This window comes from Psychrobacter cibarius, assembly GCF_016107535.1.
Taxonomy (GTDB): domain Bacteria; phylum Pseudomonadota; class Gammaproteobacteria; order Pseudomonadales; family Moraxellaceae; genus Psychrobacter; species Psychrobacter cibarius.
Window position 1 is genome coordinate 236,401 of record NZ_JABASQ010000002.1, and the last position, 16,009, is coordinate 252,409.

At 40.4% G+C, this 16,009-nt stretch carries 15 protein-coding genes; 12 read left to right on the forward strand and 3 right to left on the reverse strand.

The features are described 5' to 3' along the window. Positions 1-3 precede the first annotated feature (3 nt). From JFC08_RS02960 to JFC08_RS13730, 9 genes are all read left to right on the forward strand, one after another. Positions 4-1,248: a capsule biosynthesis protein gene (locus JFC08_RS02960; RefSeq protein ID WP_198329649.1), complete on the forward strand. Its 1,245-nt coding sequence runs from the start codon at positions 4-6 to the stop codon at positions 1,246-1,248. Between the two features lie 362 nt (positions 1,249-1,610). Then, complete coding sequence (gene lepA / locus JFC08_RS02965; protein WP_198329650.1) at positions 1,611-3,407, forward strand: translation elongation factor 4; 1,797 nt, start codon at positions 1,611-1,613, stop codon at positions 3,405-3,407. A gap of 103 nt (positions 3,408-3,510) precedes the next feature. After that, positions 3,511-4,413, forward strand: coding sequence for a signal peptidase I (gene lepB, locus JFC08_RS02970; protein ID WP_198329651.1), 903 nt, complete (start codon positions 3,511-3,513; stop codon positions 4,411-4,413). Positions 4,414-4,558: 145 nt separating this feature from the next. Beyond that, a complete protein-coding gene (locus JFC08_RS02975) occupies positions 4,559-4,951 on the forward strand; it encodes a DUF4845 domain-containing protein (protein ID WP_238034824.1) in 393 nt (130 codons plus the stop codon). Between the two features lie 120 nt (positions 4,952-5,071). Continuing rightward, the gene (rnc, locus tag JFC08_RS02980; protein WP_109590990.1) at positions 5,072-5,869 is read left to right on the forward strand and encodes a ribonuclease III; all 798 of its coding nucleotides are present in this window, start codon (positions 5,072-5,074) and stop codon (positions 5,867-5,869) included. A 361-nt stretch (positions 5,870-6,230) separates the two neighbouring features. Continuing rightward, on the forward strand, positions 6,231-7,196 hold the full coding sequence (gene era, locus JFC08_RS02985) for a GTPase Era (RefSeq protein ID WP_045443844.1): 966 nt from the start codon (positions 6,231-6,233) through the stop codon (positions 7,194-7,196). Between the two features lie 56 nt (positions 7,197-7,252). Next, on the forward strand, positions 7,253-8,029 hold the full coding sequence (gene recO, locus JFC08_RS02990; RefSeq protein ID WP_198329652.1) for a DNA repair protein RecO: 777 nt from the start codon (positions 7,253-7,255) through the stop codon (positions 8,027-8,029). A 212-nt stretch (positions 8,030-8,241) separates the two neighbouring features. Further along, complete coding sequence (locus JFC08_RS13725; protein ID WP_227697617.1) at positions 8,242-8,406, forward strand: hypothetical protein; 165 nt, start codon at positions 8,242-8,244, stop codon at positions 8,404-8,406. A 21-nt stretch (positions 8,407-8,427) separates the two neighbouring features. Continuing rightward, positions 8,428-8,592, forward strand: coding sequence for a pyridoxine 5'-phosphate synthase (locus JFC08_RS13730; RefSeq protein WP_420825205.1), 165 nt, complete (start codon positions 8,428-8,430; stop codon positions 8,590-8,592). A gap of 44 nt (positions 8,593-8,636) precedes the next feature. Here JFC08_RS13730 and JFC08_RS03000 read toward each other — a convergent pair whose 3' ends face one another. Then, positions 8,637-9,362 (reverse strand): GspH/FimT family pseudopilin, encoded by a 726-nt coding sequence (locus JFC08_RS03000; RefSeq protein WP_227697618.1) that lies wholly within the window; start codon positions 9,360-9,362, stop codon positions 8,637-8,639. Positions 9,363-9,922: 560 nt separating this feature from the next. Between JFC08_RS03000 and JFC08_RS03005 the strand changes: the two genes are divergently transcribed. The 3 genes from JFC08_RS03005 to mscL all read left to right on the forward strand — a co-directional run bounded on the left by JFC08_RS03005 (position 9,923) and on the right by mscL (position 14,169). Then, complete coding sequence (locus JFC08_RS03005; RefSeq protein ID WP_060490426.1) at positions 9,923-11,233, forward strand: OmpA family protein; 1,311 nt, start codon at positions 9,923-9,925, stop codon at positions 11,231-11,233. A 356-nt stretch (positions 11,234-11,589) separates the two neighbouring features. Then, positions 11,590-13,440, forward strand: a complete 1,851-nt coding sequence (gene typA / locus JFC08_RS03010) for a translational GTPase TypA (protein WP_055125731.1) — start codon at positions 11,590-11,592, stop codon at positions 13,438-13,440. 285 nt (positions 13,441-13,725) lie between these two features. Continuing rightward, positions 13,726-14,169, forward strand: coding sequence for a large conductance mechanosensitive channel protein MscL (gene mscL, locus JFC08_RS03015; RefSeq protein ID WP_193007711.1), 444 nt, complete (start codon positions 13,726-13,728; stop codon positions 14,167-14,169). 123 nt (positions 14,170-14,292) lie between these two features. Here mscL and JFC08_RS03020 read toward each other — a convergent pair whose 3' ends face one another. Continuing rightward, positions 14,293-14,733: a hypothetical protein gene (locus tag JFC08_RS03020; protein WP_198329653.1), complete on the reverse strand. Its 441-nt coding sequence runs from the start codon at positions 14,731-14,733 to the stop codon at positions 14,293-14,295. 328 nt (positions 14,734-15,061) lie between these two features. After that, positions 15,062-16,000: a bifunctional DNA-formamidopyrimidine glycosylase/DNA-(apurinic or apyrimidinic site) lyase gene (gene mutM, locus JFC08_RS03025; protein WP_198329654.1), complete on the reverse strand. Its 939-nt coding sequence runs from the start codon at positions 15,998-16,000 to the stop codon at positions 15,062-15,064. Positions 16,001-16,009: the final 9 nt, after the last annotated feature.

A 16,009-nucleotide genomic window follows, 5' to 3' on the forward strand; every position in this document is an offset into this window, starting at 1 on the left:
ACTATGGCAGCTTCGATGTCTCACTTGCTTACTCATCGACACGTCTTGCTGTTACAGGGAAAGATGGGCGGATTCTTCAACCGTTTTTCGACATTTCTGCAAACTCAAAATATTAAGGTTAGTAAGATCAACTTTAATGCAGGTGATGCATTTTTTTATCATCATGATAATACCTATGAATATACCGATACGTTAGCGCAGTTCTCTTCTTGGTTGCAGGCTTTCATTGCAGAAAATAGCATTGATGCGATTGTCTGTTTTGGTGATTGTCGTCCGCATCACACCCAAGCTGCTTGTATCAGTGAGCAGTTGGGCACCTCTTTTTTTGTATTTGAAGAAGGCTACTTGCGTCCCGATTACATTACATTGCAAGAATATGGCATTAATGGCTATTCGCGCTTAAATACGGCAGATATTAAAGCGCTCAAAAAAGCCAATGATAAACCACTGTATACTCACAATCGTTTTTATCGTTTGAGTATCGCTGCGATTGTCTACTATATTATCGTTTGGGTGTACAAAAGTCGCTATCCGCACTATTCGCATTATCGTGGTATGACGGCGTGGCAAGAAGCAATCGCTTGGCTCAAAGCACCATGGCGTAAATTGCGAGGGTATTTACCTGATAAGCGATTGCAAAATAAGCTGACAAAAGAACAAAGTAATAATTATTTTTTGATTAGTTTACAAGTGCATAATGACTCGCAGATTACCCATCATAGTGACTATCGTGATGTGGTGCAGTTTATTGATGAGTCTATTGCAAGCTTTGCAGAGTATGCTGATAAGCAGCAATTACTGGTATTCAAGCATCATCCGCTAGATCGTGGTCATCGAGATTATCGCGAGCTGGTATCTAGCTTGGCCAGACGCTATCAAGTGGCGGATCGTGTATTCTATGGTTGCGACATGCACCTGCCAACCTTGATGAAACACAGTATTGGGATGGTGACCATCAATAGCACGACAGGTTTGCAATCGGTATATCACAAAAAACCTACCAAGATCATGGGTCGCGCGATTTATGATACGCCGAAACTGATAGATCAAAAACCACTTAATGAGTTTTGGCAACAACCTCACCACCCAGATAATGAGTTTTATCTTAGATTTCGTGAATACTTGATAGAGCAAACTCAGATCAACGGGGCTTTTTACGGTAAGTCACCATGGATGTATAAATATCTGCATAGCGCAGGATGTGAACCCATAGAGAGTGATCTGTCCAAAACCAATACCCCTCAGTAGATTATTGATTGTTCATATCCAGTTAGCATGAGTCTTGTCGAAGTGAATAAGGTGCTATCAAGCCGCTCGCTTTCTATCTGTACAGTTATCCGCTCGTAACTTCACTTGTAAATCATCCCTCTGCTAATAAAATCGCCTTACTTTATGGTAGAAAACTGCTAGAATGCTCTTTCATGCCTGCGCGTAAGAGTTGACGTCCTGAGCGGTTGATTGGAGATGATAATATTGGCAAATAAGCTGATTCTAATTATTTTCTCTTGTTATTGCTCCCTTAACGATGGACAGCTATTTTAGCGGTTGCGCCTGACAGCATTTATTTCTTGATTTTATTATTCTATCACCCTTAATTTAGTAGGCGCTTTGTGACTGCATTAGCAAATATTCGTAACTTTTCAATCATTGCCCACATTGATCATGGCAAGTCGACGCTTGCTGATCGTTTTATTCAAATGTGCGGTGCCTTGCAAGATCGCGAGATGCAGGCGCAAGTACTTGACTCCATGGATATTGAGCGTGAGCGCGGTATCACCATTAAAGCGCAGTCGGTAACCTTATTCTACGATCATCCTAATGGTGAGCGCTATCAGCTCAACTTTATCGATACCCCAGGACACGTTGATTTTTCTTATGAAGTATCGCGTTCACTAGCCGCTTGTGAAGGTGCGCTATTGGTCGTTGATGCCGCGCAAGGGGTGGAAGCTCAGTCCGTGGCTAACTGCTATACTGCCGTTGATCAGGGTCTAGAAGTCATGGCGGTATTAAATAAAATTGATTTGCCACAAGTCGAGCCTGAGCGTGTCATTCAAGAGATTGAAGACATCATTGGTATTGACGCAGTTGATGCGCCACGAGTTTCTGCTAAATCGGGTTTGGGCGTCGATAAACTGCTAGAAGCATTGGTTGAATTTATCCCTGCACCGACTGGTGATCGTGAGGCGCCACTACAAGCATTGATTATTGACTCTTGGTTTGATAACTATCTAGGCGTTGTGTCATTGGTTCGGGTACGTGAAGGTACTATCCGAAAAGGTGATAAACTTTATATCAAATCAACCAAAGAATCGCATTTAGTCGGCTCGATCGGTGTCTTTACGCCTAAGCCTGTCGATACGGGTATCTTGGAGGCGGGTGAAGTCGGTTTTATTATTGCTGGTATCAAAGATATCGCTGGCGCGCCAGTGGGTGATACGATTACTCATTCTAAAACGCCAGACGTTGAGCGTATTCCAGGTTTTAAACAGATTACTCCGCAAGTCTATGCCGGTATGTTCCCTGTTGAATCGACAGATTTTGAAAAATTCCGTGAAGCGCTGCAAAAGCTGCAAATCAACGATGCCTCATTGTTCTTCGAGCCTGATACCTCCGATGCGCTAGGTTTTGGTTTCCGTTGTGGTTTCCTTGGCATGCTGCACATGGAGATTATCCAAGAGCGTTTAGAGCGCGAATATGACTTGGATTTGATTACCACTGCGCCGTCAGTTATCTATGAGATTGTAAAAAAAGATGGCAGTATTATCTACGTTGATAACCCATCAAGATTGCCTGAACCGAATAACATTGAAGAGTTCCGTGAGCCAATTGCCCGTTGTCAGATTTTAGTACCACAGGATTATCTTGGTAATGTGATGACCTTGTGTATTGAGCGTCGCGGCGTACAAGTTGATATGCGCTTTATGGGTCGTCAAGTGCAGCTGATCTTTGATATTCCAATGGGCGAAGTCGTCATGGACTTCTTTGACCGTCTAAAATCGGTATCACGTGGATTTGCCTCGCTTGATTATAATTTTGAGCGTTATCAAGTCGATAAATTGGTTAAGGTAGACGTACTGATTAATGGTGATAAAGTCGATGCGCTCGCCATGATTGTGCATGAAACCCAATCACGCTATCGTGGAAATGCGTTGGTGACTAAGATGAAAGAGTTGATTCCGCGTCAGATGTTTGATGTGGCAATTCAGGCGGCGATTGGTAGCCAAATTATTGGGCGTAGTACGGTGAAAGCCATGCGTAAAGACGTCTTAGCTAAGTGTTATGGCGGTGATGTGTCGCGTAAGAAAAAGCTATTGTCTAAGCAAAAAGCCGGCAAAAAACGTATGAAGCAAGTCGGTAATGTGGAGATTCCACAAGAAGCCTTCTTAGCGGTATTGCAGGTTGAGTAAGTCATTACTAATTGACTGGTCAACGATAGTTTTTTTGTGTAATTAGTGGCGCAGTTGATAGTATAGATAGCCAGATAAGTCGCTCGTTAATAGGCAATTGAGTATGGATTTTGATTTTAATTTAATTTTAGTACCATTAACCATTGGTTTGGGTATTATTTGGCTATTAGATAAGCTGACCCTGAAACAGCGTAAAACTCGCGGCCGTGGTCAAGAAAGTCTCTTGGTACGCTGGGCTTATGATTTTTTCCCTGTATTGGCAGTGGTGTTAATAGTACGCTCGTTTTTGATTGAGCCTTTTAATATCCCTTCATCTTCTATGGTACCGACATTATATACGGGCGATTTTATTGCGGTTAATAAGTATGCCTACGGGGTGCGCCTACCGCTGACGTATAACAAAGTGCTGGATACGGGCGAGCCTGAACATGGTGATGTGGCGGTATTCCGCTATCCTGAAAACCCAAGTATTTATTATATCAAGCGTGTCATTGGTTTGCCTGGTGATACTGTTAGTTATGATCAAGGGACACTTTCTATCAACGATGTCCCAGTTGACACTAAGCCTGTCGATTTTGCGGCAAACCCTGAGTTGACCTCACAGCTTTATTTACCAGGACAAATTGGTCCAGGGCAAGTACTGACCGAAGACAGTGCGGCAGCGATGGGTCAGCAAGAAGAAGGTAAGGCGCAATACTTTCAGGAAACACAAGGTGAAAACAGGCATCTTGTTCGTTACTTAAATGGTATGAATAGCTCTCAATATGCACCATTTTTGCAGCAGCAATCGCCAGAAGTGGTTAGCTCAGCAGGTACCAAATGGCGTATTAGCGTTCCAGAAGGTCAGTATTTTGTGATGGGCGATAACCGCGATCGTAGTGCTGATGGTCGGTTTTGGGGATTTGTTCCTGATGAGAATTTAGCGGGTAAAGCGGTTTATATCTGGATGCATAAGCCACCCGGACTTAATTTACCAACCTTTGAACGCAATGGTACTATTGATTAAGATTATGTCATTAAGATTATGAGACGCTTTATTGGTTGATTTATCGATAATAGTTTTATGCTAATATTGTTGCTATCTAATAAATGGCTACCTAGTATTTCGGTAGCTCCTAAAAATAGTTGTTTACCAGTAGAGGGATATCATAGTGCAGCAATTATCTGGAATCGCCACACAGCGTGGTGCTAGCGTAACGAGTATCGTTTTAATTATTCTTGTGTTAGGAGTTGCTGCCAAATTGATGGTTGCTATCGTACCTGCTCAGATCGGTGATTATCAATTGACCAAGACCTTAAGCGCACAGCTTAAGGAAGCAAATAATAATAATGAGACGGCCAAGCAGTTTGTCGAGCGTGTCAATAGACAGCTATCTATTAATGCTGATTATGATACTCAGGCGGAAGACGTATTTACTTTTATTGATAAAAAGACGGGACAATTGGCTATTCGTAAACAATATGCAGTCACCAAAAATTTCTTTGGTAATGTTGATATCGTTAATCGCTTCGAAGGTGATATCGATATGACAACAGCAGAGTAACTAAAAAGAGTGTTAGATCACTCTTAAATTTTTTAATATCTGAATGTCTTTATAATATTCATTAATCCATACTATTACTAACCAAATCAGTAAAACAGAAGGGATAACCACAAGCCACGCATGAAACCAACTTTGCAGCATTCCCAAGCGATTCCTACTCCTCAACAAAATAGCACGTCTGTCGACACGCTGATTGTTAGCTCAGAATTTATTCAGCAGTTAGCCGTATTAACACGCAAGTTAGGCTATGTGTTTAAGGACTTGAGTCTCCCCAAACTTGCGTTGACACACCGCTCATTTGATAGCAAAAAAAATTATGAGCGTTTAGAGTTTTTAGGAGATGCTCTGTTAGGAATGATTGTGGGTGAGGCTTTATATCATCGCTATCCTAGCCAAAATGAGGGTCGCTTGACTCGTATGCGTGCCACTTTGGTACGTCAAGAATCATTGGTCATTATTGCGCAAAACTTAGAGCTCTCTAATCATCTGATATTAGGGATAGGTGAGCGTAAAGGTGGTGGGCGCAATCGCGCTTCTATATTGGCTGATGCTGTGGAGTCTTTGATTGGTGCTATTTATTTAGACAGCCAAGATTTGGATATTACTCGCGATTGTGTTCTCTCATGGTATGGTGATTTGATTGACAACGTTAATGACCAAAAAGCGTTAAAAGATGCCAAGAGTCGATTGCAAGAGTGGCTACAATCTAAGCAGTTTGATCTGCCACATTATGAGCTGATGGAAACACGTGGTAACGCGCCGCATCAAATTTTTGTTGTACGTTGCCATGTTAATATCAATAACTGTGCTGATATTACTGAATCTGGCGAGAGCCGCCGTATCGCTGAACAAAAAGCAGCAGAACTAATGATTAACCAATTACATAAACTACCGAGCTCAGCTAAAAAGCGATCCTAACTAGGATTAACCTATGGATCGCACATACCACTTTTTTTGACAATATATGTTAAGTGACGTTTTAAGAATCGTTTATTTGAATTAGCGTAAACGTCACACATTTCAAAACCTTAAATATTTCCCAGCCGATGATGGTTTTGCTTTTTTAGTGCTGATACAGCCAATACATCATTAAGCCCCATTTGACTGGATATAAATTCTATAGGATTAACCTATGAGCAATCGTACTGACTTGCCATCCAATGATGAAGATAATGCCAAAAATATGACCGAAAACACAGAGTTGAATCAAAACAAAGATAATATCGATACTACTAACGATGGCATCAATCAAGCAGAAGATATTACTGTAGACAATGATATGGCAATTGAAGAATTCTTTGCCCCTAGTAGTCATGCAGGTATTGCTGATGATTTTAAAGCGGGTTATGTCGCGATCGTTGGACGTCCAAACGTTGGTAAATCGACTTTGATGAATCACTTATTGGGTCAAAAGCTGTCTATTACATCACGTAAGCCGCAAACGACTCGTCACCGTATCCACGGTATTTTATCAAATCATGAGATGCAGGCAGTATTCGTTGACACGCCGGGTATTCATCGCAATGAAGTACGTGCTATTAATGAGCGTATGAATAAAGCTGCGGTATCTGCATTAGTAGATGTTGATTTGGTATTATTCGTTGTTGATTCAGATCAATGGCGTGATGATGATTTGTTGGTTTTACAAAAGCTTGGCGACACCAATTTAAATGTGGTATTGGTTATTAATAAATCTGACACCTTAAAAGATAAAGGCAGCGTGTTGCCGCTGATTGAGACGTTTAATGACAGTTTTGATTTTGCCGATATCGTACCAGTATCTGCCTTAAAAAACCAAAACCTAGATCGTCTACAAGAAGTGATTGCTTCGCATCTTCCTATTGCTGCTCCTATCTATGATACCGAGCAAATTACTGACCGCTCAGAACGATTTTTGGCCAGTGAAATTATCCGCGAAAAAATCATGCGTAGCGCTGGTGACGAAGTGCCATATGACCTAACTGTACAAATTGATGGGTTCAAAGATGAGCCTGCGCACACTGATCCAAAAACAGGGCGTCCACGTAAGGCTTGTACTTTCATCGATGCGACTATTTATGTTGAACGTAGTGGTCAAAAAGCCATTGTGATTGGTGATAAAGGTCAGCGTATTAAGCAAGTTGGTATGGATGCTCGTAAAGATATGGAGCAGTTGTTTGATAAAAAAATCATGCTGACACTGTGGGTGAAAGTGAAACGTGGCTGGTCTGATGACGAACGTGCATTGACTAGCTTAGGATATTGATTAAAGAATAGCGCTTTAATCACTTTTCTATATGCTCGATGCTGAGGTAATAAGAAATGCGTAACGAAGCGTTAATCGGTTATTTATTGCATCAGCGTCCTTATCAAGAAAAGCGCGCCTTATATTATCTGTTTTCTCAGCAACATGGTGTGATCCATGGTATTGGGAAAAAAGGCGCGCCATTGTTCATGCCATTGCAGCTCTTTGCCACTGGTAAACGAGATTTAAAAACGTTTAGTCAGATCAATATTGCATCGCAACACACAACTCAAACAGGCATAGCAAAAGATGATGGCATTGTCACTGTTTTAGACCCATTGCCTTACGAAAATATCACAGGTCAGCATCAATATGCGGCATTGTATTTAAACGAAATACTATGGCGGTTGTTGTCGACTGAAGAGCCAATGCCAGTATTATGGCTACATTATCAGGACAGTCTGTCTCAGCTTAGGCGACCTTTGAGCGCCAACGAATTACGGTTGTGCTTGCGCCAATTTGAGCAGCATTTATTCAATGAGTTGGGTTTTAGCTTAATGTTGACTCACGATAGTGTTGAAAGCATCATTCAGCCTGACGATTCTTATCGCTTTTTACCTGATGTTGGTTTAGTGCCTGTCTTGCAGAATGATATACAGACTGAGCATTTAGACAACACTATGGGGCAATTTTTTTTCAAAGGTACTGATATCATTGCGATGACGCAGTTAGGTATTACTGACAAAACCTTAAATAATTGGTCAAAAATTCATCGACAGCTTATTGAGCATTTACTGGATTATCAACCATTGCAAAGCCGCTTATTATGGCAACAGCAACAGCGTTACCAGTAAATAATAGTACTATCCTCAAAGTGCTATAACCAATCTAATTGGTGCTGAGACTGTCTAAAGTTTCATATTCTTGTACCGTTGATCAGTCGATTGGGTTTCGTTATCAAAAAGATTTCTTATGACCACTGCTTCATTACCTTAATCTAACAATACTTTGCAAAAACTTTTATTAAGTGTAAACATTGATCACGTAGCAACTGTGCGTCAAGCGCGTGGGGTTATTATCCAAGTCCTTTAGCCGCTGCTCTTTGGTACGAGAATGCGGCGCTGCTGCTGAGTTACATACAGGCGCTTATGCTGAGGCAAGCTTGGTAGACGATATGAACATGCAAAATGCTGAGCTGAAACGAATTAAGCAGGCTGTTGCTACTGCTTGACGCAGTGATAATAAGCTCTTAATTAACGCAAGTCATGGTCTGACACGTGATAATGTGAATGCTATCGCACAAATTGAGGGTATTTATGAGTTGAATATTGGCCATGCACTCATTGCAGGCGCTGTACTTGTAGGACTCGAGCAGGCCGTCATTATGATGAAAGAAGCAATGTATATAGATCTATAGAGCTATCAAAAATGTGAGTGGTAATTTATGTCGTTGGTAGTTTTTTATTCGTCACATTCAGTGGGATGATCTTCATTAAGTTTTTGTTTAATAATACCTCCTTGGTTAAATGATATTAGATACATTGCTTCATTATAAGCAACGATGGGACAGTATTTTATATGGCCAAAATGTCCTCGTGGTTTGCCACTATCACCCCAAAATTTGGTGTAGTGGCGTCGACTTCCAACTCGTAAACTTAGCTTACTGTATTTAGGATTTAAAGACTGCTGAACGACTAATGAATCTACCTGAGCATCAAAGTGATTATTGTCATTTTTATCTATGAATAACAAAAGTGTCTTATCGCTGTCTCTATGGCAGCGCCCTCCAGTATCAGACAAGCAAACAATCACATTCTGTCTTCTGATGTAACTCTCAGCCTTGGCTAAGGCAAGAGAATTCTCTAACTGACTTTGAATCCGTTTGGCTTCCATACGTGCTAATTGTGTTCGTATGACTGGGGCTACGATCATCACTATAATTACTAATACACATACAGTGACGATAAGTTCAACCAGCGTAAAACCCTTGTTATTTCTATTAACAGTGCTTGGGTCTGTTCTATTGTTTGAATTAGGTGCTCTTTTATAGAGATATACTATATATCTGTGATACACATAAAGAATCAATCGGCTTTGAGCTAGCCTGTGCTTATTTGAATTAAAAACCCATAACATAAATGCTGAGAGCTTTTTATAACTTGATAATGTTTTATGCAGCAATGCCATGAGGCTTGTTACCTATAATAAGTAGTTTAGTTCAATAAAACAGTCTCGCTTCTTTAAATGTTATTCAATCCAATCATTGCGTAAAATCGAGCCAATATGCGCGCGAAATTTTGGAGTAATGATCAAATTTATGATGTATGAAATAATGTTGAGTGCTATAATATAAACAGAATATATGTCTACTGTCAAAAAATGTTTCAATTAGTGAATGACTGGTTTTAATAATAGAGAAAAAATACTAACTGTACTAAAATACGCCCAGACAATAGATACTGTTAGGTTTACTATCTATTGTGAACTGACATACAAAAGATAAAAAGCGTAAGGTGTGTTAGTTCTAGGTAACTTAAGCTGGTTATTGTGTTTTAGTTACGACATTATCGTGTAATAATGTGTAGCTCGTTAACGAAAAAAGTTGTAAACTGAATTGATAATCGCTAAGCTACTCCTTAATTGGTTTTGCTTTGTCACTTAAAATTCGTAAAAGATGTCTATTTTAGAGCATCTTGAGAAGCGGTTTTGCTTAATGCATCACTCAAATTATCCTTTGGAGGAAGTCCATGAAATTGAATAAAATTGCTCTAGCTCTGGTTGCTGTAGCAGCTGCACCTTTAGCAGCTAATGCTGGCGTAACTATTAGCCCATTGTTACTAGGTTATCATTACACTGGCGAAGCTCATGACGAGCAACGCGAAGTCCTTAAGACTGGTAAAGACCTTTATATGAATGGTCAGAATCCATCACAACCAATTGATGGTCGTAACGGAAATCTAAACGGTGGCGTAGCTAAAGAAAGCAGTCTATATACTGGTGCTGCACTAGGTATTGAGCTAACTCCTTCTACTCAGTTCCAAGTAGAGTATGGTGTATCAAATGCAAACGGCGAAGCTTCAGAAAGATCAGCAGACGCTGGTGTTAACCGTTTTGACGTAGAACAAACCATGCTTTCTGGTAACTTCTTAATCGGTACTGAAGAATTTACTGGTTATACTGATAGCGCATTCAAACCATATGTATTGGTTGGTGCTGGTCAATCTAAGATTAAAGTAGAGAACCAAGAGCAATATGTTGCGACGGGTAATGCGCAAGGTACTACAGCAGGTCAACCTGTATCAGCTGGTACTGAAGTTGCAGAGTCTAAAGATACCATTGGTAACCTAGGTCTAGGTGCTATGTATCGTATCAACGATGCTTTAAGCCTACGTGGTGAAGCTCGTGCGATTCATAACTTTGATAACAACTGGTGGGAAGGCATGGCTTTGGCCGGTCTAGAAGTTGTACTTGGTGGCCATTTAGCACCTACAGTAGCAGTACCACCAATGCAAGAGCCAGTTATCGATACTACTCCAGTAGTCGTAGTTGAATCTGATCTTGATTCTGATGGCGATGGCGTACCTGATAGCATCGATGCATGCCCAGGCACTCCTATGAATGTCGTAGTAGATGAGCGCGGTTGCCCAGTACCAGTAGATATTACTGATGAGCTGAAAATGGAACTACGTGTATTCTTTGATAACGATAAATCAACGATCAAATCTCAGTATCAACCTGAAATCGCTAAAGTAGCAGAAAAGATGCGCGAGTATCCTAACTCTACAGCACGTATCGAAGGTCATGCTTCTAAAACTGGTCCTTCAGCACGTTATAACCAACGTTTATCTGAAGCCCGTGCCGTTGCTGTTAAATCTATGTTGACTAATGAATTCGGTATTGCTCCAAACCGTATATCAACAGTTGGCTATGGTTATGACCAACCAATCGCTCCAAACGATACTGAAGAAGGTCGTGCTATGAACCGTCGTGTTTATGCCATCATCACTGGTGACAAAACAATGACTGTTGAACAAACTAAAGATATGGTTGTTCAGTAAATAGTATTGGATCAATTGTTTTACTAAATATATAGTTACAAAAAAAGTCACCTAATGGGTGGCTTTTTTTTATTTATGGATTGAGAAAAGCAAGTTATTACATAAATTTGTGAAGCAATAATGTTATACTAGCTGCCCAAACATTCTGTAAATTGACAGAATGTACATTAGCATAGCTATCTGTATGATGAATTTATCAGTGTAGATACTTGATTATATTGAAATTATTTGATTAACCGCATCTATTATGCAGTCTTCCAAAAGTAAGTACTCAATATCTATCTGGTTGATGATAAAAGTTTATCCAGCGGCGCTTATTGCTACTGCATTTTTTTAAGACGAAACGAGCATTTTATATGGCGAACGATATCAAACACCTGCGTAACATTGCAATTATTGCCCACGTTGACCACGGTAAAACAACTTTGGTTGATAAGTTATTACATCAGTCTGGTACTTTTGGCGACCGTGCAAACATTGCTGAACGTGCAATGGATTCAGGCGATATTGAGCAAGAACGTGGTATTACCATTTTGGCTAAAAATACAGCCATCCGCTGGACAGATAAGACTGATGATACTGAATATCGTATCAACATTGTTGACACCCCAGGTCACGCCGACTTTGGTGGTGAAGTTGAGCGTGTAATGTCTATGGTTGACTGCGTGCTTCTAGTCGTTGATGCGGTGGATGGCCCAATGCCACAGACCCGTTTTGTGACGCAAAAAGCGTTCGAACAAGGTCTAAAACCTATCGTTGTCATCAATAAAATTGACCGTCCTGGCTCACGCCCTGACTGGGTAATGGATCAAATCTTTGATCTTTTTGATAACTTGGGTGCAACTGATGAACAGCTTGATTTCCCAGTTGTTTATGCCTCAGCATTGAATGGTATTGCAGGTTTGGAAGCTGACGATTTAGCTGATGACATGACACCGCTTTTCAAAACAATTGTTGATGTGGTTCAGCCTCCTCAAGTTGATGCTGACGCACCGTTCCGTATGCAAATCTCAAGCCTTGATTACAACAGTTTTGTTGGCGTTATCGGCATTGGTCGTATTCAGCGTGGTAAAGTCAAAACCAATACTCAAGTAACTGTAATCGACAAAAATGGCAATACCCGTAATGGCCGTATTTTAAAAATTATGGGTTATCATGGTCTTGATCGTATTGATGTTGAAGATGCACAAGCTGGTGACATCGTTTGTATTACTGGTATTGATTCGCTTAATATCTCAGATACGATTTGTGATCCTAGTGCTGTCGAAGCATTACCAGCATTAACGGTTGATGAACCTACCGTTTCTATGAACTTCCAAGTAAATAACTCACCTTTTGCTGGTCGTGATGGCAAGTTTGTGACCTCGCGTAATATCCGTGAGCGTCTTGAGCGTGAATTGATTCATAACGTAGCATTACGTGTAGAAGATACAGAATCTCCTGATAAATTCAAAGTATCAGGTCGCGGTGAGCTGCATCTGTCTGTATTGATTGAAAACATGCGCCGTGAAGGTTTTGAGATGGGTGTTTCAGGCCCAGAAGTTATCGTCAAAGAAGTGGATGGTAAATTACAAGAGCCGTATGAAAACGTTGTTTTTGATATTGAAGATGAGCATCAAGGTTCTATCATGGAGCAGGTTGGCTTGCGTAAAGGCGAGATGACCAATATGGAGCTTGATGGTAAAGGTCGTATGCGTATCGAAGCGACGATGCCTGCCCGTGGTTTGATCGGTTTCCGTTCTGAGTTCTTAACGTTGACCTCAGGAACTGGTATCATGACGTCAAGCTTCTCACATTACGGTCCACAAAAGATCGGTGATGTTGGTGGTCGCTCGAATGGTGTCTTGGTTTCTATGGCGAAGGGTGTTTGCTTAGGTTTCGCGCTATTTAACCTGCAAAAACGCGGTAAGTTATTTGCTGAGCCACAGCTTGAAGTTTACGAAGGTATGATTGTTGGTCTTAACTCACGTAACGATGATATGGCTGTTAATCCAACGACTGCTAAGCAGTTAACCAACGTTCGTGCGAGTGGTACTGATGAAGCATTGACGTTGACTCCAGCAGTCAAGTTCACACTTGAGCAAGCGCTTGAATTCATTCAAGATGATGAATTGGTTGAAGTAACACCTAAGGCGATTCGTCTGCGTAAGCGTTATTTGACTGAAAGTGAGCGTAAGCGTCACGGCCGTGGTAAAAAAGGTGCTTAATATTGAGCCATGAATTACTGAGTAATTTATTGGATTGATGTTTTATAGAAGCATTTGATGCCATTATTATTTAAGAATAGGCATCAAGATAACTAAAAAATTAGCAGTATAGAGTGAACTGAATATGGTTCATTTTATGCTGCTTTTTTTTGTTGTAATTTCCATAGAATATAGACAGAATAACTGACAGTAGTAGTGTTTCTCACTATTACTCTTAAGGCTCAAGATTGGGTCGACTGTTGAGATACTTATTCGATTATAGATTGGTATTTTGAGGAGAAAATAATGAGTATGGTTTCTGAGTTTAAAGAATTCGCTCTAAAAGGTAATGTGATGGACTTAGCGGTCGGTGTCATTATCGGTGGGGCATTTGCTACTATCACAACGTCCTTAGTTGAAGACATTATTATGCCAATAGTGGCCTTCATAGCAGGTGGCGAAATCAATTTCAAAAACATGTTCTTAGTGTTGGGTGATGCGCCTGAAGGTGTTGCCATGACCTATGATGCCCTCAAAGCAGCTGGCGTTCCTGTATTAGCCTATGGCAGTTTCATTACTGTACTGATTAATTTCTTAATTTTAGCATTCATTATTTTTATGATGGTTAGAATGGTTAATAAAATGCGTCGTAAAGAAGAAGTGCAAGAGTTGGTAAAACAACCTTCAGAAGAGGTGCAATTGCTTCGTGAGATTAGTGCTAAGTTAAGTAACAACACTGTTTCAAAATAAAATATGGTGATTTGATTAAAAACACAAAAAAGGCTAACACGACGTTAGCCTTTTTTATGGATATTTTATAAATGCATTGTCTTTAGCGCAGTTGTATCATTTAACCAGCTGTTAATATAAAGACTATGGTGTAACTACGACATAATCGTTGGTATTAATCAAAATCTCAGATGGTTGATCAACGACAATACGGACAACATTATCATTAGTCACTTGTGATTTGTAATAGTTGTCTTCAGCCACAGTACAACCTAAACAACGTCCCATCGCATCCCAAGGTTCAACAAAAAGTTTCTGCTGCGCCTGATCCGCATTACCACCGATAAGCGAGAAGGGTAGACTAACTAGGTAGGCGGCAGTACCAGCAACGGCACTGACCAGTTGTAAAGGTTTACCCACTACAGTATCAACCACCATTGTCTCATAAGAAGGCCCAAAGTCTGTCTCATCAATTTCTATGGCTGCCAAGGCAGGATGCATAGTAGCAGCCATTAAACTTAAGCTTGCGGCTATAGTAAAGGCTTTTTGCTTAACTGTGCGTTGGTTTTTGGCTTTAACAGTCATAACGATGTCCTAAAATTCATAATTGGTATGATTATTAGCTGCTGCTATTTCCACACAGAGACAATTTCCCTATATAAACAATGCGCAACGATAAGTAAGCTAAATATATTACAGATGTATAAACATTATGCACTATTTATGTAAGTGCTCATACTATTAAAGCAAGATGTGTGTCAATAAGCAACAAAAATGGCGCGCGATATAATAATCTTAGTGCAAAATAATAAGACACTTGGTAAAGAGTATTGTGCTGCCATATTCTACGACTTGATACCTAAGTTATTCTGGTACTTAAGGCGAAACAGATAGTGATAGTTTCAGATAATATTTAAAGGATTGGCTGACAGTTGGGGCAGAATACACTGGCGCGACCATTAATTTTGATATTCTCAAGCACAGCATCACAATGCGGACAAGTTTCCCCTTGTCTACCATAAACATTTAATGTCTGCTGGAAGTAACCGGTTTGACCATCTGCTACGGTGAAGTCTCGTAGTGTCGAGCCACCAAGCGCTATCGCCTTTTGTAAAATAACTTTAATATGATCGACCAAAATAATCATCTGAGCATAGGACAGTTGGTGAGCGGGGGTGGCTGGATGAATAGCTGATAAATATAGGCTTTCAGTTGCATAGATATTACCGACACCCACGACGACCTGTTGTTCCATGATGACTGATTTTATAGCGCGAGCAATGGGCTGCTTCTTTGGTTTGGCTTTGCCAATTGCTACAGTATCAGCACTGTGATCAAGCAAGTTTGACCGTTGAATAAATTGATACAGGTAGTCTGCAGTAAATTCATCTGATAATGGTTCAGGACCTAAATGATTTAATAGCTTAGCACTATAATCTTTGTGCCATAACACTGATCCAAAACGTCTTGGGTCATAGTAATGTAGTTGGGATTTTGTATTATTAACGCCCTTAAAAACAATGATGAGATGATCATGCTTGCGCTTTTCAGTACCGTAGCTTTGCTGTTGCAGGCTGCCCGACATACCTAAATGAACCAAAAGTTGACGCGGTACTAACGTAGCAGTTTGAGCCGCAGCGCTATCATCATTGGGTAATAAAGGTAAAAAGTTAAGAATTAAATATTTTGCGCGGCGCTCAACGCTATCTAGCGTGTAATCAATCAAGCTATCTAAATCATCTGGCATCGCCCAACGCAGCTTTGGCTGAAAAACTTTTATATCGATAATGCGTTGCCCTAATAACGGTGCAAGGCTGGTTTTGGTTGTTTCTACTTCAGGCAATTCAGGCATGATGTTTTT